Origin of the sequence: Sivoneniella epilithica UHCC 1019 (genome assembly GCF_040830845.1) — a bacterium.
GTDB lineage: Bacteria > Cyanobacteriota > Cyanobacteriia > Leptolyngbyales > Leptolyngbyaceae > ULC077BIN1.
Window position 1 is genome coordinate 132,621 of sequence record NZ_JBFPDP010000007.1, and the last position, 26,890, is coordinate 159,510.

Sequence of the window (26,890 nt, forward strand, 5' to 3'; positions counted from 1 at the left end):
AGTCATGAAAGAACGTTTAGAGTTTGGCATACTGACTAAACTTTCAGATGCTCTGCAAAAAGCATTGTGTTTATAACTTAACGAGGCATCATGACAGATCTGACACCTAGCCTGACCCCCAATTCTAGTTACAGTTTGACCATTCGCTTTCAGTTTCCCAATCGCCCTGGTATGTTGGCAAACGTGACGAAAACAATTTCGACCTTGGGCGGCAGCATGGGGCAAATTGACCTGATTGAGCAAACTCGTCAGGTTTCTGTGCGAGATATTACCGTGGACTGTGTTAGCACTGAACATGCTGAAACGATTGTGGCTGCGGTTAAGGCGCTGCCAGAAACCAAGGTGATCAATGTCTACGATCGCACTTTTACCATTCATCGAGGCGGCAAAATCACGGTGAATAGTCGGATTCCGCTGCGAGGACAGGCAGATCTGGCAATGGCATATACGCCTGGAGTAGGGCGGGTTTGCTCGGCGATCGCCGACAATCCTGAAGAAGTGTATAACCTGACGATTAAGCAAAATATGGTGGCGATCGTCACCGATGGCAGTGCTGTTTTAGGATTGGGTAATCTAGGACCGGAAGCCGCCATGCCCGTGATGGAAGGAAAAGCAATGCTATTTAAAGAATTTGGCGGCGTGGATGCGTTTCCGATTTGTTTGGCAACCCAAGACACCGATGAAATTGTGGAAACCGTGAAGCGAATTTCCCCGGTGTTTGGCGGCGTGAATTTGGAAGATATCGCGGCACCCCGCTGTTTTGAAATTGAGGCACGACTCCAGCGCGAACTGAATATTCCGATTTTTCATGATGACCAGCACGGCACCGCGATCGTCAGTTTAGCCGCGCTGCTGAATGCGTTGAAGGTAGTGAAAAAACAAATGGCAGAGGTGCGAATTGTGATCAATGGGGCAGGTGCGGCAGGAGTGGCGATCGCCCGATTGCTACGAAAAGCCGATGCTCAGCATATCTGTATGTGTGATTCCAAGGGGATTTTGTCTCGCGATCGCGCCGACCTGAATGATCAAAAGCGCGAATTTGCCGTGGAGCAAGGCGGTAACTTGGCAGATGCCATGAAAGACAGCGATGTTTTTTTGGGGGTGAGTGCGCCAGGAGTGGTTTCGCCCGAAATGGTGCGATCCATGGCAAAAGACCCCATTGTTTTTGCGATGGCAAACCCGATTCCTGAAATTCAGCCCGAACTCATTACTCAAGATGTGGCAGTCATGGCAACGGGGCGCAGCGATTATCCCAACCAAATCAACAACGTGTTGGCATTTCCAGGACTGTTTCGTGGTGCCCTTGATTGTCGCGCTCAAACTTTTACCACCAGTATGTATTTGGAAGCAGCCCACGCGATCGCGGAACTGGTCAAACCCTCCGATCTCAACGCTGAGTACATCATTCCCTCGGTTTTTGACGATCGCGTCGCAACTGCTGTTGCTGCTGCTGTTCAACGCGCCGCCCGTCAAGATGGAGTCGCCAGGAATTAGTCGCAAACTGGCAGAAGATGACCCGTTGCCACTGCTCTTGCTGACCATGCTGAAATTACCGTGCTAGAGGCGATCGCCACTCAACTGATGCGGTACTCAAGGGGTTTTAGCCTGTCTTCAATTGCTCTAACTTTTGCCGAATTAAGCTTTCAACTTCCTCAATCTCGGCGGGTGATTTTGGGATATCAAAAGTCCCTGGAGACGCTTCAGCGGTAAAGCAATCGACGAAGGCACGAAATGCAGCCTCATCAGCGCGATGGGCAATTACATAAGCTCTTAGCTCAACCTTGGTCATGGTATTGAAGTCAGGCTGAATCATAAGAATCTCCAAAGACCATTGCGATAGATTTCCATCTCTATGTTATCTCCTGCCAAGATAAACACATTACCCGTGCGCTCGTCGAGGCGAACCACAAAGATAGGAGTGATCGAATACCTTGTTCAGCAGTTGGCAAAGTCTAACTCCTCGCAACCAAATCGCTCTGCATCAGAGTATCAGGTAAGAGGAAACACAAAGCAATCCCTCGAAAATGGGTAGATGTTTGGATAGCGCTAGATTTTTAAGTTAAAAAAGAAACATCTCCTCGCTGAGCCAGCCCCTATGGCAGAAGAACCATCTGCCTATTCCCCTACAACGATCGAGAAAGTTTTTGAGTCACTTAACACCAAACTGGCTCGTGGGAGAGTTTCCTGGGAGGGGAATGCATCCTGCGTTTGGGGGTTTTAGTTTTCCTACGGGAATTGATCCTGTATTTGATCCTGCGATGATTGCCGAGATTTGGGTTTGGTGTTTCTTCTCTCGCGTCCAGACCTGTCAAGCTTAAGGTGCAAGGATTCTAGCCATTTTTAAAGTTATGGTTGTGTCTGGTTTCTAGGCTCTGCTTGAAAACTTGTGGGTGAAGAGATGCAAAAATAATTGTGGAATTTGGGAGTTTATTAATGATAAAGCCAGATTTCAACGCGATGTCAAAACAAGAATTGAAAGCTTACGTGCTACAGCATCGTGATGCCTTGGATGCCTTAGAAGCATTGTTCAGCCGTCGATCTCTTAATGCTAGAGTGGTCAGATTTCCATTTGCACACACTGACTTGGAATGGCAACAGCAGCAAGAAACGCTGCGCTCTCTGCTTGAAGCCCACAGTAAACCTGATTCCGCAGGTTAAATTGCTAGCTTTACCGCAGCGATCGCTCCTCATCCCACTAATTTTTAATGCACTCTCAAAAAAAGTGCTAAAAGCGCCGATTTTGGGAATAACTGAACAATATTCTTGTTTTTCCCAAAGTTCTTTGGTGCATCCATGACTTATTCCCTCAAAGTTGCAGATATGCCTGCAAGCGAACGTCCCCGCGAACGTTTAATGTCTTATGGTTCACGGCATCTTGCGACGGCGGAACTGATTGCAATTTTGTTAGGAACAGGGCAAGGAGCCGGAAAACTTTCAGCAGTAGGTCTAGGGCAATATTTGCTGCATGAGTTGGGCAAATATCAACACGATCCGCTATCTGCTTTGCGAACGGTGACGGTGGCTGAGTTGACCAGGGTTCCTGGGATTGGGGAGGCAAAGGCAACTACAATTTTGGCAGCGATCGAACTGGGTAAGCGAGTCTTTCAATCTCGTCCTGCCGAAACGACGCTGATTGACGATCCGGCTGTGGCAGCAGCAGCCCTGAGTCACGATTTGATGTGGCAAGCTCAAGAGCGGTTTGCTGTCGTCTTTTTAGATGTAAAACATCGGCTGTTGGGCACTCGCGTGGTCAGTATTGGCACCGCAACCGAAACCCTGGCACATCCCCGTGAAATCTTTCGAGAAGTGCTAAAACAGGGAGCAACTCGGATTATCGTTGCCCACAATCACCCGTCTGGAAATGTGGAACCGAGCCAGGAAGATCTGACATTGACTCGCCAATTACTCTCAGGGGCGCAGTTTTTGGGCATTCCATTGCTGGATCATTTAATTTTGGGAAACGGAGATTTTCTCAGCTTGAGACAAACAACATCCCTATGGAGTGAGCAACCCCAGGAAGATTAAGCGGAAACGACCAAAAAACTCGCAAAAATAGCGGCGTTTGTGGGAAGAATACTTTCTTTCAAGGCTGCAAGTGTTACTTTGACGAAGGAACGCTAATTTCTAAGTACATTCTTTATGCGGTTATTTCGTCTTTTCTTCGGACTCTTGATTGTGCTATTGCTCTCGGCTCAATTTCTGCCCAATCCTGCTTATGCAGCGAGTTCGGCGGCAATTCGGGCGATCGATGACAACGAGACTATCAACAAAGATTTCTCTGGGCAAAATTTGGTTAAAGCTGAATTTGCCGATGCCAATTTTAAGGATGCAAACTTCAAAGGGGCAGACCTCCGGGGCGTTGTCTTTAATGGCACAAGCTTAATGAATGCTGACTTAAGCAGCGCTGATTTTAGTAATGGGATCGCCTATCTTACAGATTTTTCAGGCGCAAACCTGAGTAATGCGATTTTCACGTCTGCGATGATGCTGAAATCTAGCTTCAAAAATACGACGGTCACTGGTGCAGATTTTAGTGATGCTGCCCTCGATCGCGGACAGGTGTTGCGGTTGTGCGAAACCGCTAGCGGCATCAACGCGGTGACAGGTGTTGACACGCGAGAATCACTGGGCTGCCGTTAAATTGTCTGATCGCGATCGCCCTCATAAAGCTAAATCTGCTGTGGGATCACAGACTGGATCGGACGTGAGCGCAAAAAAGTGTTCCCAGTTCGTTCCTATCGGCTACTATCTACCAAGCCCTAGCCTTAGACAGCCCAGCCTACTGCTGGGTCGTTCTTGGATTATTTTGCGGCTGCATTTTATTTAGCACTTGCATTTGTAATCAGTAGGACAAATGAACTAAGATATGGGCAAATTGATCTGGAGCTAGCTTGGCATGAATATTTTCCGGCGTGTTTGGGATTCGTTTGGGTTTGCAGAGCAGTTTGATGAAGCCGACTATGACTATGAGTACGGCGATGAAGAGTTTGCTCAAAATCCAACGATGGCACAAGAAGCGGCGATGCTGCCCCGTGAGCGTGCGATTGCGCCAGCCAATAACGTGATTGGGATGCCAAATCGAGCGGCGGGGATTTCCGAAGTGGTGATTTTACAGCCCCGATCATTTGAAGAAATTCCCCAAGCCGTTAGGATTTTGCGAGAGCGAAAGTCTGTCATTCTAAACATGCTGCATATGGACCCAGAGCAGGCACAGCGCTCCGTTGATTTTGTGGCGGGGGGAGTGTTTGCGATCGACGGGCATCAAGAGCGCCTAGGCGAGAATATTTTTCTGTTCACTCCTAATGTGGTTCAAATTACGGCTCAAGGGTCTGCTCAACCCACTTTCAATCCTGTCATGCCCGTAGAGCCAACTCAACCCTCCATGCTGCATACGATGTCTGCGATCGCGCCAACCATTGCAACCTCCGACCATCAATTTCGGGTGAAGTAGTGACCGATATTGATGCAATCTTTATTAAAGCAGCGAAAAGGATGAAGTTTTGGGCTGATCTGATCAGGCTTAAAATCTAGTGTGGGCATTCTCAACGTAATAGCCATAAGTTGCGGAGAAAGCCCCATGAAAATTGTTAATGTTGCCGGATTGATTTTGCCATTGTTGACTACTATTGCAATCTTTCCAGCCCAAGCTCAAGAAGAATACTTCAAATATGCCTGTGAAGATGGCAAGACCTTTGAAGTGACGGTTAGACCCGACAGAGCCAAACTAAAACTAGATGGATCTACTTCCTTGAAACTACTGCCGTTAGATGCGCGGGAAGGACTCAAGTTTGCCGCTAAACGCACTTTACTGACGATGGTCAACCAAGAAGCTTCCATCGAAATTAACTATGCCTTCGTTTATAGGAACTGTATTGTTCAATAATTGCTACGGGTGCAATTTTTTGGAAAAAAGGAACTAGAGTTGCACTCAAGCGGCTGAGCCAATGAAGCCTTCTAGCCACTTAAAGACGCGATCGAGTTGAGGAATGGTAATCAATTTTTGCTGCCACAAAATCACGGGTAATCGGTTCAAATTTTGGCACTGTTGAATAATGTCAGGAATTTTATCAGAGGGAATCGCCAATTCTTCTTGAAGAAATCCGATTAACTGTTTCGTTCTACTTTCCATCGTGTTCCTAGTGATTATTGAGAGTTGATTTTGCAGCGTAATTAGCTTGATGAAGACCATTACCTGGTTAAGACAGAAGATAGTTCATCAACGATCTCTATTCTTCCTCTACGAAGCCCATAGAGCAGGCGATCGATCAAATGTAACTCTTCCTGAGTCGATTGAGTACTCAGGATGGTTGCCATCATCCCATAGCGATCGGCTAATGTAAGCCTACCTGTAGAGCTAGATTGAGCAAATAATTCGGGTAAAGCAGTCGGTAAAAGACAAATTGAAATCATGAAGGGATACCAAATTCATAATCCAACTATCGTTCTTCTAGAAGGGGTTTCGGGTGATTGACAAGGCTATACGTGTGTGAGATCCAAGGATAGAGAGTGTGACTGAGATCACTGGCTATAGGCAGGGCGCATGGGCAATGCCACTGCAAACACAGCCCCTTTTCCTAATTCGCTCGTGACTTGAATGTCTCCTCGATGCAGATCAACACATTTTTTGGCGATCGCCAGTCCTAACCCAGTTCCTTGAACCTTGCCCACATTGCTACAGCGATAAAACGTTTCAAACAAATGGCTTTGATCTTTTAGCGGAATGCCAATACCGTGATCCTGCACTCGGAAAGTGGCAGTGTCTGCTTGGCAGCATAAGCTAAATTGAATCTTGCTTTTGGGTGGCGAATATTTGATTGCATTGGAAAGTAAATTGGTGAGAATGTGCCACAGCAGCGCAGCATCCATCTCTACAATCGAGCAGTCTCCTTCATATTCAGCCGTGATGGTGTAGTGCTGGCTATGGCTAAACTGCAAGTCTTCTATCAGTTCAATACAGAATTTTGTTAAATCGAGTGGCTCTGGTCGATAGCGTAGCCCACCTGCTTCACCGCTACCCAATAGCAAGATTTCATCCAACAAATGGGTGATCTGTCGAATGGCTGCTTTAATTCGTTCAAAGTAATCGTGCTTTTTTTGTTCAGTCAGTTCGCGATCGAACTTTTGCAATAACTCCGTTGATGTGCGAATTGTCGTCATGGGAGTTCGAAACTCGTGAGATGCCATAGAAATGAAACTTGATTTCAGCAGATTTAATTCCTGTTCCTGTTCCCAAGCATTCAAAATAGTGCGTTCACTGTTTTTAAGCTGTTGCAAAATTCGTTCTCGCTCGATCGCATAGCGGATTGATCGCACCAACAATTGGCTGGTGATTTGCTCTTTAACCAGATAATCCTGTGCGCCTCGTGCCATCACTTGTAAAGCAAATTCATCATCATCCATCATGGTCAGGACGACCACTGGAACAGTGAACACACTTGCCCGAAATTCGGTGACGGTTTCTAGACCATCAGAATCGGGCAAACCGAGGTCTAATAAAACCACGTCATAGGAGTTATCTTGGCAGTGGGCGATCGCGGCTTCGAGCCGCTCAACATGCGTCAATCGCCATTGTTCTTGACTAGAACGCAAAAAAACTTGTCTTAGCAAATCGGCATCTGTTGGGCTATCTTCCACCAACAAGACATGCAGGGGTGTTTTGTCCATGAAACTGACTTGTTAAGAATGAGGAGCTTTCTGAAGAACCGTGAGTGATTTTCATTCAAGGAACTCGACTTAGGATGACTGTATCTTAAGGTAGGAACATCCGTATTCTTGTTGAGTTACTATTTTCGCTGGCAGTGCAAACTATGGGGTTTCCCCGATTGACAGATATTTATAGAAAAGTTTTGAGTCTTAAGTTTTGAATTTTGAATTTAAAAAAGTAGCAAGACAGGATTAAGCAAGCCTCAATTTTCGGGTTTCGACTACGCTCAACCCACTACCTGCAAAGGAGCCGACCCTTGAGTGAAGTTGAAATGCGTCTTACCCATCCCTCATTCTAGAGGGAGTTTCACAGCAGTGAGCCAGAAGTCGCTAATCAACTGCACAACTTGGATAAACTGCTGCACGTTAAAGGGTTTCGTCACATAGCAATTGGCATTGAGATCATAGGAACGCAGGACATCTTCTTCATTGGATGACGTGGTTAGCACTACCACCGGAATTCGTCTCAAACTGGAGTCTGCTTTCACTTCTGCCAAAATTTCGCGACCATCCATTCCCGGCAAATTTAAGTCCAATACAATCAGATCGGGGCGCGGCGCATCGGGATAGTCTCCCCGCTGATACAAAAAATCCATTGCTGCCTCACCTTCTTCCACCCAATGCAGGGTATTGGTGATTTTAGCTTGTTGGAGGCTTTGAATCGTCAGGTTGGCATCGCTAGGAGAATCTTCAATCAATAGAATCTCGATTGAGTTGAGGGTTTGGCGAACCATAGGAAGATGCGGGGGTAGGAGGTTGGGGAAGCGTGAAATAGAAAGTGGTGCCTATGTCTGGCTCAGATTCTGCCCAAATGCGCCCATTGTGGCGATCGACAATCTTTTTGCAAATGGCTAACCCAATCCCCGTGCCGGGAAACTCTCGCCGGGTGTGCAGCCGTTTGAAGATTTCAAAAATACGCTCCAGATAGCGAGGTTTGATGCCGATTCCATTATCGCGGATGGCGAATAGATAAACTACTTCGGTGGCAGGAATAGGGTCGGTAGGTTCAGGGTTTGGAGGATGGGGATCGGAACGATGAGATCGCCCATTGCTATTGTCCCAAGTGGCACTAATGTGAATTTGGGGCGGTGATTCTCGCCGAAATTTGATGGCGTTGCCAATTAGGTTTTGAAAAAGTTGGATAAGCTGAGTCTTATCGGCAGTGACCGTGGGTAAGGGATCGTGGGTGATAATGGCATTACTTTCGGCGATCGCGAGTTGCAAATTATCTAACACCCGATTCAAAACGGCATTGGAATCGACGGCAGTCAGCACCAGATCACGAGTGCCAATGCGAGAATAATCCAGCAGGTCTTGGATTAACTGCTGCATCCGAGCAGCCCCTTCAACCACATAAGCGGTGTATTGCTGTCCGGTTGCATCAAGTTGATTGAGGTAGTCTTTGGCTAACAGTTGGGTATAGCCGCTAATTGCCCTCAGAGGTTCTTGCAAATCGTGGGATGCTACATAAGCAAACTGCTCTAGCTCTTGATTAGAACGAGTCAGATCTTCATTTACCTGGTTCAATTCTGCCGTGCGCTCTTGAACTTTAATTTCTAATGCCTCATTCATCTGTTGCAGGGCGGCTTGTAGTTGCGTTCGTTCGCTAATATCCAAAAAAGCGCCCACGCAGCCAATAATTTGATTCTGCTCATCAAACAAAGGCGCAGCATATTCTAGCAGCGTCACCACCTTGCCATTTTCATGCACCACATCGATTTCAACATCCATCACTACAGCCCCGTGAGCCGCTGCATATTGCATGGGCAACTCTTCGGGGATCATTTCTCTGCCATTTTGATACACCTTAAATGTAGGAGATTCTTTAGGCGGAGTGCTGAGAGACGCATTGATTGTGGTAGGAATACCAAGTTGCTTTGCAAAAGCAGGATTAACCTTAATATGTTTACACTCTGGATCTTGGGCAATGCCAATGCCAATGGGGATCACTTCTAATAAGGTTTCTAGCTGCCTAATTTGGTGATTCAGCGATTGGTTAAGTTGAACGACTTCTTGCTGAGCCGCTTTGCGATCTGTGACATCGACCCCAATCCCCCAAAAAGCCCAACCGGGAGTTGGACACTGGTCAGAAATGCTAGACCATGAAATCGTTTTGATCGTGCCATCTTTACAGGTAACTTCCCATTCCCACTGGCGGTAATCATTGCCGCGATCGCGCCATGCCTGTATCATTCGCTGGCGATACTCCAAGTTGGGATAGAGCAGTTCCATAACCTGGGAATTGCCTACTACTTCATCAGCACGATAGCCCGTCACCCGTTCACATTCTCGGTTCCACTCAATCAGGTTCCAATTGTCATCGAAGGCATCCAGCATGACTGGCATATTTTGTAAGATTCGATGTAAATGTTCTTCACTTTGGCGGAGCGATACCTCGGTTTGTTTGCGATCGCTAATATCATCAACTAAGGCAAAATAGCCTTTAACAGTTTTCTGCTCATCAAAATCGGGAATATAGGTCACATGAACCCAGCGATCGCCCCCCGTTTGATAAGAGATGAGGCTTTCATAGCTAACAGTTTGTCCTGCTAGAACGGCTTCCGCATAGTGGCGAATGGTTTGATAAGCAGATTCACCTACCACGTCTTTCAGCAACCGTCCGGTCAAATCTTTTTGAGAAGAACCAAACCACTCTTCATAGGTTTTGTTATTAAAACGATAACGCTGCTCTGAATCAATGTAGGAAATCAAGACGGGTAGGGCATCAGTAATCAGACGCAGTTGCTTTTCACTATCCAGAAGTGCCCGTACTGCTAGCTGACGCTCTGTTAACTCGGTTTGCAGCGATAAATTTGCCTGGGCAAGTTCCAGGGTGCGCTTTTCCACATTAGCTTCTAAGCGATCGTTGGCTTGCTGGAGTGCCATTTCTGCCCGATAGCGAACGACTTCGTCGCGCTTCGCTTCGCGGATTTGATGCAAAAGCAAAGAAAAGATGCCAATCAGCAGGCTAAACCCCAAAGCATTCCCAATTCCACTAATCCAAAGTGCGCGTTTGACACTACGGTCTGTCGCGGCGGAGCGTTGCTGTAGCAAAGTGCGTTCCACTGTGATCATGGCTTGCAGTTTCGACTCGATCTCTCGATGCAGGCTAAGAGATTGTTTAGAAATTGCAGTCTGAGTAGCTTGGTCTGCCGGATTTTGTTGGACTAAATTGATCGATTGTTGGAGAAGGATCAACCGCTTTGCTATCAAAGGTTCAAGTGTATTTAAATACCGCTGCTGGTCAGGATTATCTTGGGTTAGTTGCCGAACTTGGGCAAGCGATCGCTCTCGTTTTTTCACACTATTCCAAAACTCTTCTCGCGCAGCAGCATCTTCACCATTTGAAAATACATAACTGCGTTGCCCTTTTCCAGCATCTTCAACACTGTCGAGAGCCATATAAATTGACTCCAATACCTTATGAGTATGCTGAACCGATCGCCGATTCTCATTTAACTGACGCACCTGCAAGTAAGACTCAGCACCGACTCCACTTAACAGCAGCATTGATAAAGCAAATCCACCCGTAACAACTTTTTCAGAAAGCTTTTTCAAGCAAATCCTCCTTCTTGTAAAGCAGTACAAGGAAAGATCAAGACAACAAACATCCGTTATTCCTTATTTCTCAAGGATCTTTGTGTCTTACCTATTCATCCGCTGTTATACCAGCAAGTTTGAGTTAGGTTCTCCTGTCTTTACCCCTAGCATATTAATTGTAAGGAAGAAGCACAGTTAATATTTAGTAAAATAGTTTAGTGGGGAATTTATGGGTTTTCTCAAGGTTATAGCAGTACGAAAAACAGTCAAGACAACAAACATTCGTTGCTTTATTTCTCAAGGATCTTTGTGTTCTAAACTATTCATCCGTTTCTAATACTCTGTATTCCACACAAAAACTCTCCGCAACATAGATTTGTTACAGAGAGTTTTGAGGGTATCGTATTTCTAGAGGTATTGCGTTCTTGCAAGAGGTTTTTGCAAGATGAAAATTAACAGGTTATGCAGCGTTCCGAGTCATCAAGCCCCAAAGGAAGATAGCAACCATGGCTCCCAAAACCGCAATGATTACGCCAGGAATGGTAAAAGCCACTGAGCTTAGATTTAATGCACCAGTGGTCAGAAGGGTATACAAACTACCGCCTACAAATGCACCGATGATACCTAGGAGCATTGTTGAAAGAATACCGCCACCTTGAGCGCCAGGATAAATTGCTTTGGCGATCGCACCAGCCAACAAGCCCAAAACTATCCATGCAATAATAGTCATTTTTTTAATCTCCAAAAACGTTTGTTTTAACCATTGACCTCATAGTATCGAGTCAACCTGTAAGACACGTCCCTCTAGAGAAGTAAGCTCGTATAGCCTAAAGATAGAGAGCTAAAAGTTAGAGTAGTTAGGATGCTCTTATTTTCTTCTCCCAAATCCTGATTTAGGTTGTTTCACTTTAGATTTTGATCGATCTTTGCTCACCTCCAAGACTGCATCTTGAAATAGTTCATGTAGATGAAGAGGAACACTCGCAATTTCAGGCAATGTTGGCTTTAAAGACTTTTTGTTTTCCAACAAAAGTGCATCCAAATCCTGTTGCAAGTTAAACTCTGGACGTTTCAAAACAACTTGCAAAATAGATTGTAGGACTGTTGGATAATGAGTTGCCAGTCGATGCCAAACAAAGCTATTCACCTCAGCGTTTTCTAAAAACTGAAGGGTTTGTTTCTCAGTGTTGGGATTAGTCTGCCAATCATCGCTTTCTAACAGTGTTTTGAATGCTTGATAGAGTGTTAAAAAGAGTTGCCCCCATTGAGGATGAGTTAAAGCCGTCACTTGTTCGGCTTGTTTTAGGTGAGTTGGTAATTCAACTTGAGGAGCCACCATTTTAGTGGAAGCTCTACTGTCCAGCATTTGAGTGATTGTTTTTCTATCTGCACCTAATGCTTCTGCTGTAGCGGTGAGTTCGTCTTTAGAGGTGCCTGTTTTTTCGGCTAACTCTGCTAAGGTGAGTGACTCATCTAGACCCGCGCTTTCAGTTTGCTTTTGGGTAATGTAGGTTTGAAACTCAGCTAGTTTTTTGCTGAATTGATATCCCGGTAGTGTAACTTCATCACTGCCAAAAAAGTCTAAAAAGTCTTGATGGTAATGCTCAACCGATCGCCATGCTTCTGCTTCTAATTCAGGTGCATCGCTATAGAGAAACGCTGGATAGGCTTTCTTAAAGTTACCGATCGCTACTGCCAGCTTAGGTTTACCGAGCTTTCCAAGCGATGTCCAATCACTAAAAAGTATCCATTCATTGTCCGTTAGGGGCGCGATTTGAGTCAGCAAGATTTCGCCAACCTTCAGCCGTGCCATGGTTTGCCAAGCGGTTCCATCCAGCGGTTTAACGCGATAGTGCTTGGCGGTTGTCCAGTTGAGTAGTTCAAACCCGTCGGGTAAAACTTGCACAATTTCAAATAAACCGATGAATGCCCGATGCCAACTTTGCAATAAGGCGCGATCGCCCTCGGTGGGTGCGTCTAGCTGCTCTAAAAATAATTGAATCGGTGTGGTATCGTTCACCGTTCCTTCTACTAAAAAGCGATCAACAACCAAGTTGCGCTGATGCAATTCTGATTGGTAAGACCGAGTGGATTGGTCAGCACTGAAGGTTTCGAGGGCGATCGCCGTATCTCCTTCAGCCTCTAAAACAAAATCCGTTAATCTTTGCTTTAGCGCTTTGGCTCGTTCCAAAATAGTATCCACTTAAAATCCTCATCTTTCTAGCCGCACATTGTCCAGTTGCACACTACTCGCTAACCATCATCTAAACAACTGCCTAAAGACTGAATAATGCAGCGATTGAGGGAATGTTAAGCATCACAAGGCTGAAAATGGAGTCAGCGCCGTCCTTTTTTGGCGTAATACTGCTGGTGATACTCTTCAGCGAGCCAATATTTCGCAGCGGGTTCAATAGGCGTGACGATGGGGCAATCGTACTTTCCAGAGTGCTGTAAAGCATTTTTAGACTGGTTTGCAGCTATTTTTTGGGCTGGAGTATGGAAGAAAATGATGGAGCGATATTGATCGCCGCGATCGGCTCCTTGTCGATTTAGGCTTGTGGGATCATGAATGCTCCAAAACAAGTCTAATAAGGTGGTGTAGGGCGCGATCGCTGGATCATACTCCACCTGCACTACTTCAGCATGTCCGGTAATTCGAGCGCAAACATCTAGATAAATTGGGTTTTCAAAATGTCCACCCATATAGCCAACAGAGGTTTTGAGTACGCCTTCAACTCGATGAAAAGCGGCTTCAATGCCCCAAAAACATCCGGCTCCAAAGGTTGCTGTTTCCATGGTTATGACAGGGGATAGGGGACAGGGGACAGGGGACAGGGGAACTTTGTGCAGAGGAGAAAGTTTATGGTAGCGCTGATTTCCAGAGTTTATGGAACTCAATGCAGTGATGCTCTAACACCAATTTAAACAGAGGAGGCGAAAGATCTTAGGTTTAGACCGTGACTGAGTAAAGCTTCTACAATTCAAAACTCAAAATTCAAAACTCAAAACGGTATAACTTTCCGCCTCTTCCCTCTTCCCTCTTCCCTCTTTCGGATAACCGCTCAATTGAGTTCGGCTGACCCCAAAAAGTGGGATTACTACGACAAATTATGAGGTTCTCCACACCAGATTTATTCAGATCAGTTTGGGATGATAAATAGGTGAATCAGAGAGAATCAAATGAAAAACATATTTGCAGTGCAAGCATTCTCGAACTGGATTTTTAATTGGTATCGCAGTACTATTCGTCATCCTAAATGGCGTTGGTATTTGATTTTAGGAAGTTTAGTTTATTTGCTCAATCCCTTTGATGCACTCCCAGACTTTTTACCGATCGCTGGCATGATTGATGATGGCTTAATTGCAGCAGTACTTGTTTCAGAAGTTTCTCAGATGATGAGCGATCGCCTTAAATCCCAAAAAAACAAGCTTTCTAATAGCTCAATCGTAAACAGTGAAACATCTGTAATTGATGTTGAAAGTGTTTCCCTTAGTTAGTCCAAACTCAGTTATTTCTGAGATGTTTGTGAGTAAAAATTCTTTTATCTATCCAGTTTTTTACAGTGTTAAAGGAGATTTCTATGACTAGTATGATTCAAGAAAAAATCACCGCTGATCTGCAAAAAGCAAAAGCAGAAGGTGGGTTGCGAGTTGAAAAAATTCGTGAGATTTTCAAAACTGCTGTTGCCCAGTCTATTGCAGAAGTGAAAGACGGTTCGGGCGGAGTTCGGGCGATCGCCAAAGACAGCATGGCAAGTGTGATCGAGATTCTGAATGAAACAGGCAACAACACGCAAGCAGAAGTAAACGCATCGGTGGAAGGGATTGTGGAAGGACTCCATGAGAGCAATCACACGGCGGCGGATATTGGGGGCGCATTGGCGGAAATCGAAGCTTCTGGCAATCAGACTTCTGCGGATATGCAATCGTTAATGGCGGCGGTGCTAAATGCGGTGAAACGCTCTCCGCAGTATGCCGTTTTGATGGAGCGCTACGCTGAAGTGAAAACTCGCCTCAATTCTGTGGATGCTCAACTGTCGGAAAAATATGGCGATCGCTATCAGCAACTTAAACAACAACTTGAAAAACTTTGGGAACTGGCAAAAGTGTGGTTTACGAAAGCGAAAGCAACCGTCAGCGCTCCAGATCCGATTCAACGAATGCACATAGAAATGGGTGCCAAAATGGCTGAAAAAAATAATCAGCATTTTTAGGATAAATTCAGCATAAATACTGAATACTTTACAAGTATATTCGGAAGCCAAGAGGAGAATGACCTGACCTCTTGGCTTTTGGCGTTCAAAGTTTTTATAGGGTCAAAGAATTTTTTGTGTAAAGCGTTTATTTACGTGAATTTACCGGGTAGCCTAGAGGTTTACAGAATGATGTTTTAACAAATACGGTTCCTTTTTAGAAAAACTTTGGAAAAACAATGTTGAAAGTTGCGGTTGGGCACAGTAACGACCCAAATTCAGACAATGCGATCGCCGAAATCATTCAGCAGTGCCGCAAAACTTTAGCCGGAAACGTTCCTAAAGCAGGCTTGCTATTCGCGGCTATTGATTTTAACTATCTCTTGATTTTGCAGCATATTCAGGCTGAATATCCCAACATTGAATTGATTGGAGGCACCACCGATGGCGAAATCTCTTCTGAACTGGGGTTTCAGCAAGATTCTCTAGTGCTGATGTTATTTTGCTCCGATACGATTGATATTGTGGCAGGAGTGGGACACGGTTTATCTGACAATGTGACAGCGGCAACTCAAGCAGCGATCGCCCAAGCAAAAGCTAAAACCAATCTACAACCCCAACTGTGCATCACCGTTTTTGATGTATTAACCAGCCGCAGCAGCCAAACCCTAGAGCAGCTAAAGCAAGGGCTAGGGCAAACCTTTCCGATTTTTGGTGGATGCGCTGCCGACTCCTGGAAATTTCAACAAACCCATCAGTTTTATCAAAACGAATCATTCAGCGATGGAATTGTCATGCTGCTTTTTGCGGGAGAACTTCAGTTTTCTCATGGGGTCGCTAGCGGCTGGAAACCTATTGGAGAACAAGGGCGTGTGACTAGAACTCACGAAAGACAAGTTTGTGAAATTGATGGCAAGCCAGCGCTGAAATTTTACGATCGCTACCTCGGCGGATTGCCCCCTTCAGGAGACTATCCCCTAGCAGTATTTGAGCCACAGTCTGATCAGTTTTATCTGAGAGCGCCTTGGGCACATGATCCAAACACGGGCAGTATTACTATCTTGGACGAAATTCCAGAGCAGTCCATTGTCCAAATTACCCTTGGCAAACGGGAAGAAATCCTATCTGCTGCCAAGGAATCCTTAGAAAATGCCCTGGCTGGCTTTTCAGGAACTCCTACAGCCGCTTTATTTTTCTCCTGTGCAGGTCGTCGTCGCATCCTCGGTGTTCAAGTAGAAAAAGAGTATCAAATTGCCGAAACATCCTTGTCTTCATCGGTCACAAGCTGCGGCTTTTATTCTTATGCAGAAATTTCGCCAATAGAGAACGGAGAAGCTCAAATTCACAACGAAACTTTTGTGACCTTACTTTTGGGCGACTTAATCATTTGAATACATCTACTGGGTGAGTGAAATACGTATCTAATGAATCCCCTTTGAATGGCTTATCCAAACGTTGACGCAATAAATATTTGATTGGGAAATGAACTCATGGAACCAATGGATTACGAAAAAAAGATTCAAGCGTTAGAAAAGGCAAACCGAGTACTGCAAAAAAAACTCGATCGCTGCGAAGTAAACGCGCTTGAGCAAGATGAAATCCAGAGCAAAAAGCAAGCGTTATTGAGGCAAGTGATTGACGAGTTGGGAGAGTCTGAGCGCAACCTACAACAAAAGAGCCGCGAATTAGAAAAGACTCTTGTTAACTTGCATCAAATGCAGACAAAGATAGTGCAATCCGAAAAAATGTCTGCATTGGGTGTTTTGGTGGCAGGAGTTGCCCATGAGATTAATAATCCGGTCAACTTTATTCATGGCAATATTGCTCATATTGAAGACTATATTCATGATTTGTTGCGGCTCATTTCAGCGTATCAAACGCATTGCCCTAATCCTGGAGAAGTCGTCGAAAGTTTGAGTGAAGAGATTGATTTAGACTTTTTAAGCGATGATTTGAAAAAAATTATTGGCTCAATGAGAATTGGCACCGATCGCATTTGTGGGATTGTGCGATCGCTCCGCATTTTTTCACGTTTAGATGAAGCAGAGGTTAAAGCGATCGATATTCATGAAGGCATCGATAGCACCTTAACCATTTTGCAAAATCGCCTTAAGACAAAACTTGATCATCCCGGTATTCAAATTGTGCAAGAGTATGGCAATTTGCCCAAGGTGGAATGCTATGCAGGGCAAATCAATCAAGTATTTATTAATATTTTGGCAAATGCGATCGATGCGTTGGAAGACCGCGATCGCTACCGCTCTTTTGCCGAGATTCAAGAAAATCCCAGCATTATTACAATTCGGACTCGACTATTAGGAACAGGCGCGATCGCCATTCATTTTATTGATAACGGCTTGGGTATGAATGAAACCACTACCAGTCGGCTATTCGACCCATTTTTTACCACTAAAGACGTGGGCAAAGGCACCGGATTAGGCATGTCTATCAGCTACGACATCGTGACTCGCCATCAAGGATCACTTCGCTGCATCTCCGCCCTTGGGGTTGGCACCGAATTTATCATCGAGATCCCGATCAAACAGGCAGTTGTTCAAGCTCCTTCATGCCCCCATCCCCGAATAATGCCGCAAACCCTTGCGCCAGAGCCACCGATAAACTCCGAAAAACACTGCGCTCCATCCACCCATTACTAGCAGCCCTCGTCCCAAATCCACAGGTAGCCCTACCAAAATACTGGCAGGGAAACCTACTAGATAGGGAAATGGAGTCCACAGGGCAAACTCACGGACAGCAGGCGGAAATACTTCCAGCGGGGCAATTAAGCCAGAAAGAAACAAGTAAAATAAAAACCAAAATTGCTCCAAAGCGCTAGCCCGCTCTGTCCAAAAAGCAAACATTGCCAGCGTATACTGCATCAAAAATCGCAGGAGGAAGGCAAGCGTGATCACTACTAAAAACAGCACCAACGTTCCCAAACTAGGTATCCAAAAAGCAGCAGGATATAGCAGAAAGAACACGCCAATCAGCACAAACGCAAAGGGCAGACGCGCCAGCCGCTCGGATTGGTGGGAGGCGAGATAGTGCCAGATGGGATCGAGGGGCTGCAATAATCGGAATGACAAGCGCCCTTCTACGATTTCTCGTTCAAACTCCCAAATCACCCACACAATCGTAAATTGCCTTGCCAGGAATGCGGCTAGAAAATAGCGAGCAAACTGTACAGGAGAGAGTCCAAATTGCCCTGTCTGGGCGGCTTGCATCCAAACGCCCATGAGGATAAAGGGCAACGAGCCAGACAGCACCCACAGTACCAGTTCCGCCCGATATTCCACCATGTAAGCGTAGTAAACGACGGTCAGTTCACGGGCAATTCTGGCAATGCGATTCATGTGGCTAACCCCGATCGCAACACGCGCCCAATTACTTCTTCAATCGGAGGTTCCGTCACTGCTAAATCGATTACTGCTAAGTCAGCCAATATTTTTGCCACGGTTTGCGTCAGTGCTTCTTGGGATACTAAAAATTTTACAGTCTGACCTTTTGCCAGATCTTCCACGGCTTCCACATCGGCATATCCAGAGAGTTGATCAATCGGGTATACCTCGGAAAGTTCTACGGTCACCTCGCGGCAGGGCGCAAAGCGATCGACTAAACCGGCTAAACTTCCGTCGTAAATCATTCCTCCTTGGTGAATCACTAGCACTCGTTGACACAAGGCGGTGATGTCTGCCATGTAGTGGCTGGTGAGCAAAACGGTTGCTCCAAAGCGTTGATTATAGTCGCGCAAAAATTCCCGAACGCTCACTTGGGCATTCACGTCTAGTCCCAAGGTTGGTTCGTCTAAAAACAAGACTTCGGGATGATGGATCAGGGCAGCCAGCAGTTCTGCTTTCATCCGCTCTCCCAGAGATAGCTTGCGAACTGGCTGGGTGAGTTTGCCTTCTAGGGAAAGCATTTCGGTGAGTTCGCTGACTTGCTGCTGAAAGGCGCGATCGCCAATGCCATAAACTGCCGCATTGATCCGCAATGAATCCATCGCTGGGAGATCCCAGATCAACTGCTGTTTTTGCCCCATGACCAACGTAATCTTTCGCAAAAATCCTGCTTTTCGCTGAAATGGCACATATCCCGCCACCTGAACCGTGCCCTCGGATGGGTGAATCAGCCCCGTTAGCATTTTGAGCGTGGTTGTTTTCCCGGCTCCGTTTGCTCCCAAAAAACCGACGACTTCTCCAGGTTCAATCTGAAAAGAAACCGCCTGCACCGCATTTACAGTCTGGTAGTTGCGGCGAAAAAAGTGCTGGGCAGTTCCCTGAAAGCCCGATTCCTTCACGGTGATTGGATACCGTTTGCTAAGATTTTCAGCCGAAATAGCAGGCATATCTAAATTATATTTTCCTTACAGACTTCAAAATGCACTTGACCTTAGCTAACTGCTCCCTCTAATGTAATTTCACATATTGAGAGAAAGATGTCATGGATTTTTTAATTCCGTTTCTTGTTGGGGCTATTGTGACCGCGATCGCACTGCTGATCATTTCAAAAATTCCTTTTCTGGGAATTGAAGTAGATAGCGTTAGTAAAGCACTACTGGCTGGGGTTGTGTTTGGGATATTGAGTTGGGCTTTAGGCTGGATGGCTGGCAGTAAGATTATCAACGTTCTCACATTGGGGATTTTGTGGCTGGTCGTTAACACGGTTATCTTTGGTTTATCTGCCTGGTTAATCGAAGGCTTCCGGTTGCGGAACGGTATCATCAGCGCAATTTTGGGTGCGATCGCGCTCACGTTTGTTAATTCGGTGCTGTTTAAGGTGTTGGGGTTAGTTTTTCCTAACGTGGTTCCAACATTCTTCTAGAGCGTTCGTTCTCGACTCTCGAATTATGTAGAGAGACGTTAAGTACTTAACGTCTCTCTACTGTTTTTAGGATTAATTTCTAAGATTTTGTTCCAAAACTGTAACCAGGTTCCAGCAATGGGGCTGCTAATGGCAAAGTGAGAACATCCTAATACTTTAATTTGTCTGTGAGGGGATTACTCATGAAATCATCAACGCTAGCTCATCAATGGCTAGGGCGCTCTTGGAAACCGTTTGTGATGACGCTGGGGATCACGAGTCTATGTCTGATGCCGCCTGCGATCGCCCAAGAAAAATTGCTGCGAACCTTGACAGTCAGCGGACGGGGCACGGAATTTGTACCCACGACATTAACTCAAGTGCGGCTTGGGGTAGAAGCTCAAGGGAAAACTGCAAACGAGGTGCAAAAAATTGTGGCTCAGCGCTCTAATGCAGTAGTTGACTTGCTGAAGTCGCGCCAAGTCGAAAAGCTAGAAACCACTGGAATCAATTTAAACCCCACCTATCGCTATGACAACGGCAACCAAACTTTAACAGGGTACAGCGCTAGCAATATCGTGAGTTTTCGGGTCGTCACCTCCAAGGCTGGAGCATTGCTGGATGATGCCGTCAAAGCAGGCGCAACGCGAGTGGATGGAGTCAGCTTTATTGCCACAGAAGGCGCGATCGCAGGTGCCCAAAAAGTTGCCCTAAAAGAAGCCACCCAAGATGCCCAAGCCCAAGCTGATGCCGTATTAGACGTTCTCAATTTGACTCGTAAAGATATCGTCGGCATCCAAATTAATGGGGCTTTTACACCGCCTCCACGCCCAATGAGAGCAGACGCAATGGAATTCAAAGCTGCCGCCGCACCTAGCCCTGTGATTGGTGGAGACCAACAGGTTGAAGCTTCCGTTACCTTACAAATCAGTTACTAAAGAAGGCATTGAAAATGAGGCGTTGCTGAATTGATCTATGAACGCCTAAATTTGCCCTCACCCTAGCCCTCTCCCAACGGGCGAGGGGATAAGATTTCTAGCTCCCTTCTCCTTGGGGAGAAGGGTTGGGGATGAGGGAAATCATAGCTGCAATCAGCAACGCCGAAAATGAATAGGTGAATAGCGAGACAGATCGATTTCCTTCACCTCTCCAGTCTTCAAAACTCATCCTGATAGCCTCCCCCACCTGATCCCTCAGCTTCGTTGTCACGCTTAGAACCCAACAGTTCCATCCGTTCAACCCGCACCACTGGTTTAGACCGATTCGCTCCAGTATTTCGGTCTTTCCAACTATCAAATTTGAGCGAGCCTGTAATGCCAATCAAACTGCCTTTACGGACATAATTTGCTGCTACTTCAGCGGTTTTTCCCCAGAGTTCTAAGTTAAACCAATCAGGCTGGTCATTATTCTTAGATTGACGATTGACTGCTAAAGTCAAATTGCAAACAACACTTCCCGATTCAAAATATTTAACGTCAGGATCTCCCCCAACTCGACCTACTAATGTCACAACATTTAAACTCATAATTCATCTCGTTGAAAGTAAAAGCGCAGTATTAGCAAGACCACTTATTTTAATCGAAGATTTTACCTATAGCTCATAGAGCTTATTCCACTAAAACAATACATACGATCTTATCGCTTCAGGCTAATCTTGTCGAAAAAACACTTGCAGCAAGTCCTTCAGGGAAGCTAGCTAATTAGGAATCAGAATCCTTTTAATAAAAAGGGGAATTTGATGTAAAGTGAGAGGCTCAGGGCATAAATATCGCAATTTGTAGTTAATACACAATATATTCTACGGATGAAATTGGTTGCTTACCTGGATAGGTCGAATTTAGATTAGGTCAAATTCGTAGGGTCGTTCCTATATAAAGGCTCCCTTCTACCTAGACGAGTAAGCAAAAGCATAATAGAATCCCCTTTAGATTATCTATTGATTTAATACACTTGATTTGTTTCCAGCGATCGCACTTTAAATTGAATTTAACTTGTTCATTCTTTGAGGCATAGAGACTAGTGGGTCTTTTCAGTCGCTTTTCCCTGTCACGGGATATGGGTATCGATCTTGGCACTGCCAATACGTTGGTCTACGTGTCGGGCAAAGGGATTGTTTTGCAAGAGCCATCGGTGGTGGCAATGGATCAAGACGAGAATGTTCCTTTGGCGGTTGGAGAAGATGCAAAAAGGATGTTGGGACGGACTCCCGGTAACGTCGTTGCGCTTCGTCCACTCCGGGATGGGGTGATTGCAGACTTTTATACTGCCGAGCTAATGCTCAAGCATTTTATTGCGCGGGTGAACGAAGGAAAAACCCTTGTTGCTCCCAGAATTGTGATTGGCATTCCTAGCGGGGTGACTGGAGTTGAGCGCAGAGCCGTGATGGATGCTGCCTCCCAAGCTGGAGCGCGTGATGTTTACTTAATTGATGAACCGGTTGCTGCGGCGATCGGGGCAGGGCTGCCCGTTGCTGAACCCACTGGAAATATGATTATCGATATTGGCGGAGGCACCACAGAAGTTGCCGTTCTCAGTTTGCAGGGAACCGTTTTGAGCGAGTCTGTACGAGTTGCAGGCGATGAATTGAATGAGTCAATCTCCCACTACATGAAGAAAATTCATAACCTGGTCATTGGTGAGCGAACCTCCGAAGAAATTAAGATCACGATTGGCTCGGCTTACCCCATTGATGACGAGGCTCAGATGGATGTGCGCGGCTTGCATCTGCTCTCTGGTTTGCCTCGGACAGTTACTGTGAAAAGTGCTGAAATTCGGGAAAGTATGGCAGAACCCCTTTCGGTAATTGTAGATGCGGTCAAGCGCACCTTAGAACGCACTCCCCCAGAACTGGCGGCAGATATTATCGATCGCGGCATTATGCTGGCGGGTGGTGGCGCTCTCCTCAAGGGACTAGATACACTCATTAGTCATGAAACCGGAATTGTGGTTCATGTTGCGGCGGATCCACTCAGTTGTGTTGTGCTAGGTACGGGTAGAGTATTGGAGAACTTCAAACAGCTAGAACGGGTCTTCAGTGGTCGTTCTCGCAATTTCTAAGTTTCTCTAACGCCGCATAGATTCCTTCAACTGTTATACTTTGAAAATGAATTTATCCTGATGGTCGGAATGGGAAATTAGCCTTTTCGCAACCCTGTTTATTGCATGTTTACGCTACGCCGCTGGTGGGATCGTCATCGCTTACAGATTATTTTAGCGAGTCTGGCTCTTGGCTCTGCTGCTTTTTTACGTCAAACTGAGGGCGCAGTTTTGTATGAAGCTTATAAGCTATTGACCTTCCCCTTTCAGCCCAATTTAGAGCGCAAAGCAGCATTGGAAAATGCTCAGGTTCAAGAGCTAGAGCAGCGTTTAACAGAGCTAGAAAGTCAAAATCAACAGTTGCGATCGCTCGTTGGTTATATTGCTGAAACCAAAAAGTCAGGAATTACTGCACCTATTGTAGGTCGGAGTGCTGATCACTGGTGGCAGCACTTGATATTAGGACGAGGAACTCAAGACGGCATTCAGCCCGGTTCTATTGTGATGGCTCCGGGTGGAGTCGTTGGACGAGTCACGTCTGCAACCCCCCATACCAGCCGCGCTTTATTGCTAAGCGATCCTTCCAGCCGCGTTGGGGCGACGGTTAGCCGCAGTCGTAATATGGGGTATGTGCGCGGACAAACATCCAATCGCGCCATCATGGAATTTTTTGATAAGGTTCCTGATGTGCGCCAAGGGGATGTAATTACGACTTCCTCCTTAAGTAAACTATTTCCGGCAGGCTTACCCATTGGGCGGGTGCAATCAATAGATTTAAACAAAAGTCCTGCTCCTGAAGCCCTGATTGAGTTATCGACTCCGATTAGTTTTTTAGAATGGGCAATCGTGTATCCTCACAAACCATCTGTTCAGATTGTGCCATCCAACGCTGGGCAACCTAATCAAAATCCAGGTGGCTCTCTTCCCGCCCAGTCTGAGCCAGTAGAATCACCGCTATGAGAAAGGAGTCTTTGTTTGAGCGATTGCAAGATCGTCCTGGCGCTCGTGTGGTCGTGAACTGTGCCGTGACGACTTTGTCGGTTCTGCTCTGCTTAATGATTTCGCCCACACGACTACCTGGCATGGAGTTGGCAGGAATCGGACCGAACTGGCTACTCATTTGGGTAGTGGCTTGGAGTGTCAAGCGCTCAATGGTGCAGGGTGCATTAGCAGGTTTGGCGTTAGGACTCATTCAAGATGGCATGACGGCTCATACGCCCACTCATGTTGTTAGCTTGATGCTGGTGGGCATTTTAACGGCTCGATTGAGAAAAGAGCGGTATCTCCGAGAAGATTTTATTTCAGTTGCCCTGATTGCTTTTGCAATGGCGGTGATGTCAGAAACCGTGACAGCGATTCAGTATAGTATTCAGGGCGATCGCTCTCTAGTAGAAATCTGGACTTATCACCAACTGATCGCGTTGGGATCAGCAGTTCTCAGCAGCCTATGGGCACCGGTGATTTATTTTCCGCTGAATCGCTGGTGGCAACAAATGAGTCTGTTGGAACAACAGTCTTAGCTAATTTGCCGTAAGTCCTCTGGCGTGTTGCAGTTAAACAGCATTGCCTGTTCTTGTCGCTTTGTATCGGGATCATCACTGAACTGAATGGTCTGGACTGAGGCTTGAGCTAACCACCCCTGAAACGATCGCCCCCCTTGCTGCCTAAACTGATTTAGGCTGGGTAAACAATCAGTTCGATAGAACCCACATAACGGTTCCCACCCTTTTTCGCCTTGAGGGAGCAGAGCAATTACATCATTAATCGGTGGCAATTGCAGCATCCAGCGTTGCAGAATTTCCTGGTTCAGCCTGGGTAAATCACATGCTAGCAACAAGACCCACTCTGTTTTAACCTGCTTTAATCCTTGAATAAACCCGACGAGTGGTCCTTGTGGTTTAGACTCGTTTGCTAGAAGGGGTTCTTTAATTAAAATGCAGCGATCGGGCACAACTTTAGAGTAGTCTCTCAGGGCAGACGTGACCACAAACACTTCAGGAGCGCGCTGCAACGCGATCGCACAGGTACGCTGTAATAGCGGGATGCCTTCCACCCTAATTAGCGCCTTGTCTCTGCCCATACGAGAACTTTGCCCTCCCGCAAGGATGATCACTGAGATCGCAGGATTCATACCATTGATTCAGAGTTTTTCTTAAAGGCTAGGAAGTTTCTGGCAAGGAATCCCTTGCTTTAAAAATACGCTGTTGCGAAAGGTGTCTTGCAACATCTTTGGGGGATCAGTATCTGGTTTTTGTTGCAATACTCGCCGCACCCGCCAAAGACTGTAACCACTGAGCCAACCAAGATCCACCAGTGCCGTATAAAACCAGCCGTGATTCTTCAGAAAATAGCGGCGACGAGAATCATACCAATACTGGGGAAGACGTTTAGGCGCTTGGTTGGTAGCCGTCACGCCTGTACTTTGCCCTAGAATATGCATGACTCGGCTTTGGGGCACATACCAACAAGACCATCCTGCCCGCCGCGCTTGCAAGCAAAAATCAGTCTCCTCAAAATAGAGAAAGTATCCTTCATCCATCAGCCCAATCGCTTCAAACACTTGTCGCCGAATCATCATGCTGGCACCGGGCAACCAGTCGATTTGCTCTTCCTGATTGCCCATGACTTTTGCCACAATCCATTTAGATAACAGCTTGGAGACAACGCCAAGCCGCAGGGCGGAGTCTAATTCGCTAAAAACACTGGGAAACCGGAATGCGTATGGCCAGGGTTTGCCGTCGGCTTCTTCAAAACTGCTGCCAGCGATCCCAACTTCTGGATGGTGATCCATGAAATCGACTAAGGCTTTGAGGGCACCGGGGCGCACTTGCGTATCGGGATTGAGCAGCAGGAAATAGTCAGGTGGGTTAGCAGTTTTAAGGGCGGGACGAATGGCATAGTTATTGCCATAGGCGTAACCTCCATTAAGTTTTGAGGGGAAGAGCGTTGCCCAATCTTGCCAGCCTTCCGCCGCGATCGCCGTGCCAATTTTTTCCACCGAGTCGTCACCCGAATGATTATCGACAACGGCAACCTTGGTTCCCGGCACCGATTGAATTTCATCTTTAAGCGATCGCAAACTATCAACAACTAGGGAACCCGTTCGATAGTTGACCGTGACAACAAGTAAACGATTTTTTTCTTCAAGCTGAAGTTCAGGAGACATAGCGACTTACCACAAAGTGAGAGAAACAGTGTACAAATGCAACAAAAAAGTGAGCTTACTAGTTTATAGCAATCAAAAAACTTAGATCAGATGGTCTGGATTGCTTCTATATCTTCGCTTCCAGTCCAGTTGTTTTCAGAGGGAAATGCTGATTTCGCCTTAATAATTTTGGCAGGAATCCCCACTGCCGTCGCTCCAGCAGGTACATCGATTAAGACTACGGCGTTAGCCCCGATATTAGCGTCATCGCCAATGGTGACCGCTCCAAAAATTTTTGCGCCTGCACCTACATTTACCCGTGCGCCGAGCTTGGGCGCTTCCAATGGTTTTTCCAAATAGCGGTTTCCGAGAGTCACACCTTGACGAATGATGCTGTCATCGCCAATTTCACAGTATCCATGAATGACGATAGCGCTTTGATGTTCAATGATCACCCGGCGACCTAACTGGGTGGTATAGGGCAGTTCAATACCATAAGTGTTTCGCACTTTGCGAAATAGCATTCGATACAGCACGCTAAAGGGGGCACGCAGCAGCTTTGACGATAGCGTCATCCGCCATACGCCAAATCGGTGAACGGCGATCGCGCGAAAACCAGGTTTCGTCCAATCGCGCCCGTGGGCAATCCAGTCTTCAGTAATTTGCTGCCATAACCCTAGAGGTTGATTGGGAGGAAAGTGACCGTTTACAGTTTGGGTGAGGTTTTGGGGCATGTAGAATCAATCCTACCGTTGGCTGTCAGATTTTTTTGAACAAAGGAATCTAAGCTTCAGACTTTTGCTGCTTAGTATTCCCACTTTTGATAAAAACACTAGTTTTTTAAAGCAATACTTCGGACAGTTTTACAGCGGGTTGCCCACCCTGCGGGAAGCAAGCAAGCTTGTATCTTGAAACTAATCAGGCGAAATGGGTCAAGAACCCTTTTGGCTTGAGAGAGAACGGTAGAAGAGAG

31 protein-coding genes are annotated in these 26,890 nt (G+C 46.1%); 15 read left to right on the forward strand and 16 right to left on the reverse strand.

Annotated elements, in window-relative coordinates:
• Positions 1–90 precede the first annotated feature (90 nt).
• Positions 91–1,494, forward strand: coding sequence for a malic enzyme-like NAD(P)-binding protein (locus tag AB3R30_RS06945; RefSeq protein ID WP_458648427.1), 1,404 nt, complete (start codon positions 91–93; stop codon positions 1,492–1,494).
• Between the two features lie 106 nt (positions 1,495–1,600).
• On the opposite strand, the gene AB3R30_RS06950 is transcribed toward AB3R30_RS06945, so the two are convergent.
• Together AB3R30_RS06950 and AB3R30_RS06955 are read right to left on the reverse strand one after the other, a co-directional pair.
• Entirely contained in the window at positions 1,601–1,813 is a 213-nt protein-coding gene (locus tag AB3R30_RS06950) for a DUF6887 family protein (protein WP_458648428.1), read from the reverse strand.
• Entirely contained in the window at positions 1,810–1,923 is a 114-nt protein-coding gene (locus tag AB3R30_RS06955) for a DUF6888 family protein (RefSeq protein ID WP_458648460.1), read from the reverse strand. Before AB3R30_RS06955 ends, AB3R30_RS06950 begins: the two co-directional genes overlap by 4 nt.
• A gap of 510 nt (positions 1,924–2,433) precedes the next feature.
• Between AB3R30_RS06955 and AB3R30_RS06960 the strand changes: the two genes are divergently transcribed.
• From AB3R30_RS06960 to AB3R30_RS06980, 5 genes are all read left to right on the forward strand, one after another.
• Positions 2,434–2,658, forward strand: coding sequence for a DUF6887 family protein (locus tag AB3R30_RS06960; RefSeq protein WP_458648429.1), 225 nt, complete (start codon positions 2,434–2,436; stop codon positions 2,656–2,658).
• Positions 2,659–2,793: 135 nt separating this feature from the next.
• Positions 2,794–3,525 (forward strand): RadC family protein, encoded by a 732-nt coding sequence (gene radC, locus AB3R30_RS06965; protein WP_458648430.1) that lies wholly within the window; start codon positions 2,794–2,796, stop codon positions 3,523–3,525.
• Between the two features lie 114 nt (positions 3,526–3,639).
• Complete coding sequence (locus tag AB3R30_RS06970; protein ID WP_458648431.1) at positions 3,640–4,140, forward strand: pentapeptide repeat-containing protein; 501 nt, start codon at positions 3,640–3,642, stop codon at positions 4,138–4,140.
• Between the two features lie 256 nt (positions 4,141–4,396).
• The gene (locus tag AB3R30_RS06975; RefSeq protein ID WP_458648432.1) at positions 4,397–4,951 is read left to right on the forward strand and encodes a cell division protein SepF; all 555 of its coding nucleotides are present in this window, start codon (positions 4,397–4,399) and stop codon (positions 4,949–4,951) included.
• Positions 4,952–5,077: 126 nt separating this feature from the next.
• The gene (locus AB3R30_RS06980; protein WP_458648433.1) at positions 5,078–5,383 is read left to right on the forward strand and encodes a hypothetical protein; all 306 of its coding nucleotides are present in this window, start codon (positions 5,078–5,080) and stop codon (positions 5,381–5,383) included.
• A gap of 45 nt (positions 5,384–5,428) precedes the next feature.
• On the opposite strand, the gene AB3R30_RS06985 is transcribed toward AB3R30_RS06980, so the two are convergent.
• From AB3R30_RS06985 to msrA, 8 genes are all read right to left on the reverse strand, one after another.
• Positions 5,429–5,629 (reverse strand): DUF2949 domain-containing protein, encoded by a 201-nt coding sequence (locus AB3R30_RS06985; RefSeq protein ID WP_458648434.1) that lies wholly within the window; start codon positions 5,627–5,629, stop codon positions 5,429–5,431.
• Between the two features lie 59 nt (positions 5,630–5,688).
• A complete protein-coding gene (locus AB3R30_RS06990; RefSeq protein ID WP_458648435.1) occupies positions 5,689–5,910 on the reverse strand; it encodes a hypothetical protein in 222 nt (73 codons plus the stop codon).
• Between the two features lie 108 nt (positions 5,911–6,018).
• Positions 6,019–7,164, reverse strand: coding sequence for a sensor histidine kinase (locus AB3R30_RS06995; RefSeq protein ID WP_458648436.1), 1,146 nt, complete (start codon positions 7,162–7,164; stop codon positions 6,019–6,021).
• A gap of 329 nt (positions 7,165–7,493) precedes the next feature.
• Complete coding sequence (locus AB3R30_RS07000; protein ID WP_458648437.1) at positions 7,494–7,937, reverse strand: response regulator; 444 nt, start codon at positions 7,935–7,937, stop codon at positions 7,494–7,496.
• A complete protein-coding gene (locus tag AB3R30_RS07005) occupies positions 7,894–10,761 on the reverse strand; it encodes a PAS domain S-box protein (RefSeq protein ID WP_458648438.1) in 2,868 nt (955 codons plus the stop codon). Before AB3R30_RS07005 ends, AB3R30_RS07000 begins: the two co-directional genes overlap by 44 nt.
• Positions 10,762–11,203: 442 nt before the next feature.
• The gene (locus AB3R30_RS07010; protein WP_458648439.1) at positions 11,204–11,473 is read right to left on the reverse strand and encodes a GlsB/YeaQ/YmgE family stress response membrane protein; all 270 of its coding nucleotides are present in this window, start codon (positions 11,471–11,473) and stop codon (positions 11,204–11,206) included.
• 138 nt (positions 11,474–11,611) lie between these two features.
• On the reverse strand, positions 11,612–12,946 hold the full coding sequence (locus tag AB3R30_RS07015; RefSeq protein WP_458648440.1) for a hypothetical protein: 1,335 nt from the start codon (positions 12,944–12,946) through the stop codon (positions 11,612–11,614).
• Between the two features lie 134 nt (positions 12,947–13,080).
• A complete protein-coding gene (gene msrA / locus AB3R30_RS07020; protein WP_458648441.1) occupies positions 13,081–13,539 on the reverse strand; it encodes a peptide-methionine (S)-S-oxide reductase MsrA in 459 nt (152 codons plus the stop codon).
• 384 nt (positions 13,540–13,923) lie between these two features.
• Between msrA and AB3R30_RS07025 the strand changes: the two genes are divergently transcribed.
• From AB3R30_RS07025 to AB3R30_RS07040, 4 genes are all read left to right on the forward strand, one after another.
• Entirely contained in the window at positions 13,924–14,241 is a 318-nt protein-coding gene (locus tag AB3R30_RS07025) for a YkvA family protein (protein WP_458648442.1), read from the forward strand.
• Positions 14,242–14,324: 83 nt separating this feature from the next.
• The gene (locus AB3R30_RS07030; RefSeq protein WP_458648443.1) at positions 14,325–14,957 is read left to right on the forward strand and encodes a hypothetical protein; all 633 of its coding nucleotides are present in this window, start codon (positions 14,325–14,327) and stop codon (positions 14,955–14,957) included.
• A 218-nt stretch (positions 14,958–15,175) separates the two neighbouring features.
• Positions 15,176–16,327 carry an FIST signal transduction protein gene (locus tag AB3R30_RS07035; RefSeq protein ID WP_458648444.1) on the forward strand — a complete coding sequence of 384 codons (1,152 nt, stop codon included), beginning with the start codon at positions 15,176–15,178 and terminating at the stop codon, positions 16,325–16,327.
• 99 nt (positions 16,328–16,426) lie between these two features.
• Entirely contained in the window at positions 16,427–17,593 is a 1,167-nt protein-coding gene (locus AB3R30_RS07040) for a sensor histidine kinase (RefSeq protein WP_458648445.1), read from the forward strand.
• Here the strand turns inward: AB3R30_RS07040 and AB3R30_RS07045 are convergent.
• Together AB3R30_RS07045 and AB3R30_RS07050 are read right to left on the reverse strand one after the other, a co-directional pair.
• Entirely contained in the window at positions 17,501–18,289 is a 789-nt protein-coding gene (locus AB3R30_RS07045) for an ABC transporter permease (RefSeq protein WP_458648446.1), read from the reverse strand. The genes AB3R30_RS07040 and AB3R30_RS07045 overlap by 93 nt on opposite strands.
• The gene (locus AB3R30_RS07050) at positions 18,286–19,281 is read right to left on the reverse strand and encodes an ABC transporter ATP-binding protein (protein ID WP_458648447.1); all 996 of its coding nucleotides are present in this window, start codon (positions 19,279–19,281) and stop codon (positions 18,286–18,288) included. Before AB3R30_RS07050 ends, AB3R30_RS07045 begins: the two co-directional genes overlap by 4 nt.
• Before the next feature lie 95 nt (positions 19,282–19,376).
• On the opposite strand from AB3R30_RS07050, the gene AB3R30_RS07055 reads away from it, so the two are divergent.
• Together AB3R30_RS07055 and AB3R30_RS07060 are read left to right on the forward strand one after the other, a co-directional pair.
• The gene (locus AB3R30_RS07055) at positions 19,377–19,757 is read left to right on the forward strand and encodes a phage holin family protein (protein ID WP_458648448.1); all 381 of its coding nucleotides are present in this window, start codon (positions 19,377–19,379) and stop codon (positions 19,755–19,757) included.
• A gap of 182 nt (positions 19,758–19,939) precedes the next feature.
• Positions 19,940–20,674: an SIMPL domain-containing protein gene (locus AB3R30_RS07060; protein ID WP_458648449.1), complete on the forward strand. Its 735-nt coding sequence runs from the start codon at positions 19,940–19,942 to the stop codon at positions 20,672–20,674.
• A 218-nt stretch (positions 20,675–20,892) separates the two neighbouring features.
• Here AB3R30_RS07060 and AB3R30_RS07065 read toward each other — a convergent pair whose 3' ends face one another.
• On the reverse strand, positions 20,893–21,261 hold the full coding sequence (locus tag AB3R30_RS07065; RefSeq protein WP_458648450.1) for a single-stranded DNA-binding protein: 369 nt from the start codon (positions 21,259–21,261) through the stop codon (positions 20,893–20,895).
• 530 nt (positions 21,262–21,791) lie between these two features.
• Here AB3R30_RS07065 and AB3R30_RS07070 point away from each other — a divergent pair.
• The 3 genes from AB3R30_RS07070 to mreD all read left to right on the forward strand — a co-directional run bounded on the left by AB3R30_RS07070 (position 21,792) and on the right by mreD (position 24,292).
• Positions 21,792–22,793, forward strand: a complete 1,002-nt coding sequence (locus tag AB3R30_RS07070) for a rod shape-determining protein (RefSeq protein WP_458648451.1) — start codon at positions 21,792–21,794, stop codon at positions 22,791–22,793.
• 105 nt (positions 22,794–22,898) lie between these two features.
• Entirely contained in the window at positions 22,899–23,732 is an 834-nt protein-coding gene (mreC, locus tag AB3R30_RS07075) for a rod shape-determining protein MreC (RefSeq protein WP_458648452.1), read from the forward strand.
• Positions 23,729–24,292 carry a rod shape-determining protein MreD gene (mreD, locus tag AB3R30_RS07080; protein WP_458648453.1) on the forward strand — a complete coding sequence of 188 codons (564 nt, stop codon included), beginning with the start codon at positions 23,729–23,731 and terminating at the stop codon, positions 24,290–24,292. Before mreC ends, mreD begins: the two co-directional genes overlap by 4 nt.
• Here the strand turns inward: mreD and AB3R30_RS07085 are convergent.
• From AB3R30_RS07085 to AB3R30_RS07095, 3 genes are all read right to left on the reverse strand, one after another.
• Positions 24,289–24,903 (reverse strand): molybdenum cofactor guanylyltransferase, encoded by a 615-nt coding sequence (locus AB3R30_RS07085; protein ID WP_458648454.1) that lies wholly within the window; start codon positions 24,901–24,903, stop codon positions 24,289–24,291. The genes mreD and AB3R30_RS07085 overlap by 4 nt on opposite strands.
• Before the next feature lie 21 nt (positions 24,904–24,924).
• Positions 24,925–25,938 carry a glycosyltransferase family 2 protein gene (locus tag AB3R30_RS07090; protein WP_458648455.1) on the reverse strand — a complete coding sequence of 338 codons (1,014 nt, stop codon included), beginning with the start codon at positions 25,936–25,938 and terminating at the stop codon, positions 24,925–24,927.
• 86 nt (positions 25,939–26,024) lie between these two features.
• Positions 26,025–26,651: a serine O-acetyltransferase gene (locus AB3R30_RS07095; protein WP_458648456.1), complete on the reverse strand. Its 627-nt coding sequence runs from the start codon at positions 26,649–26,651 to the stop codon at positions 26,025–26,027.
• Between the last annotated feature and the right edge of the window lie 239 nt (positions 26,652–26,890).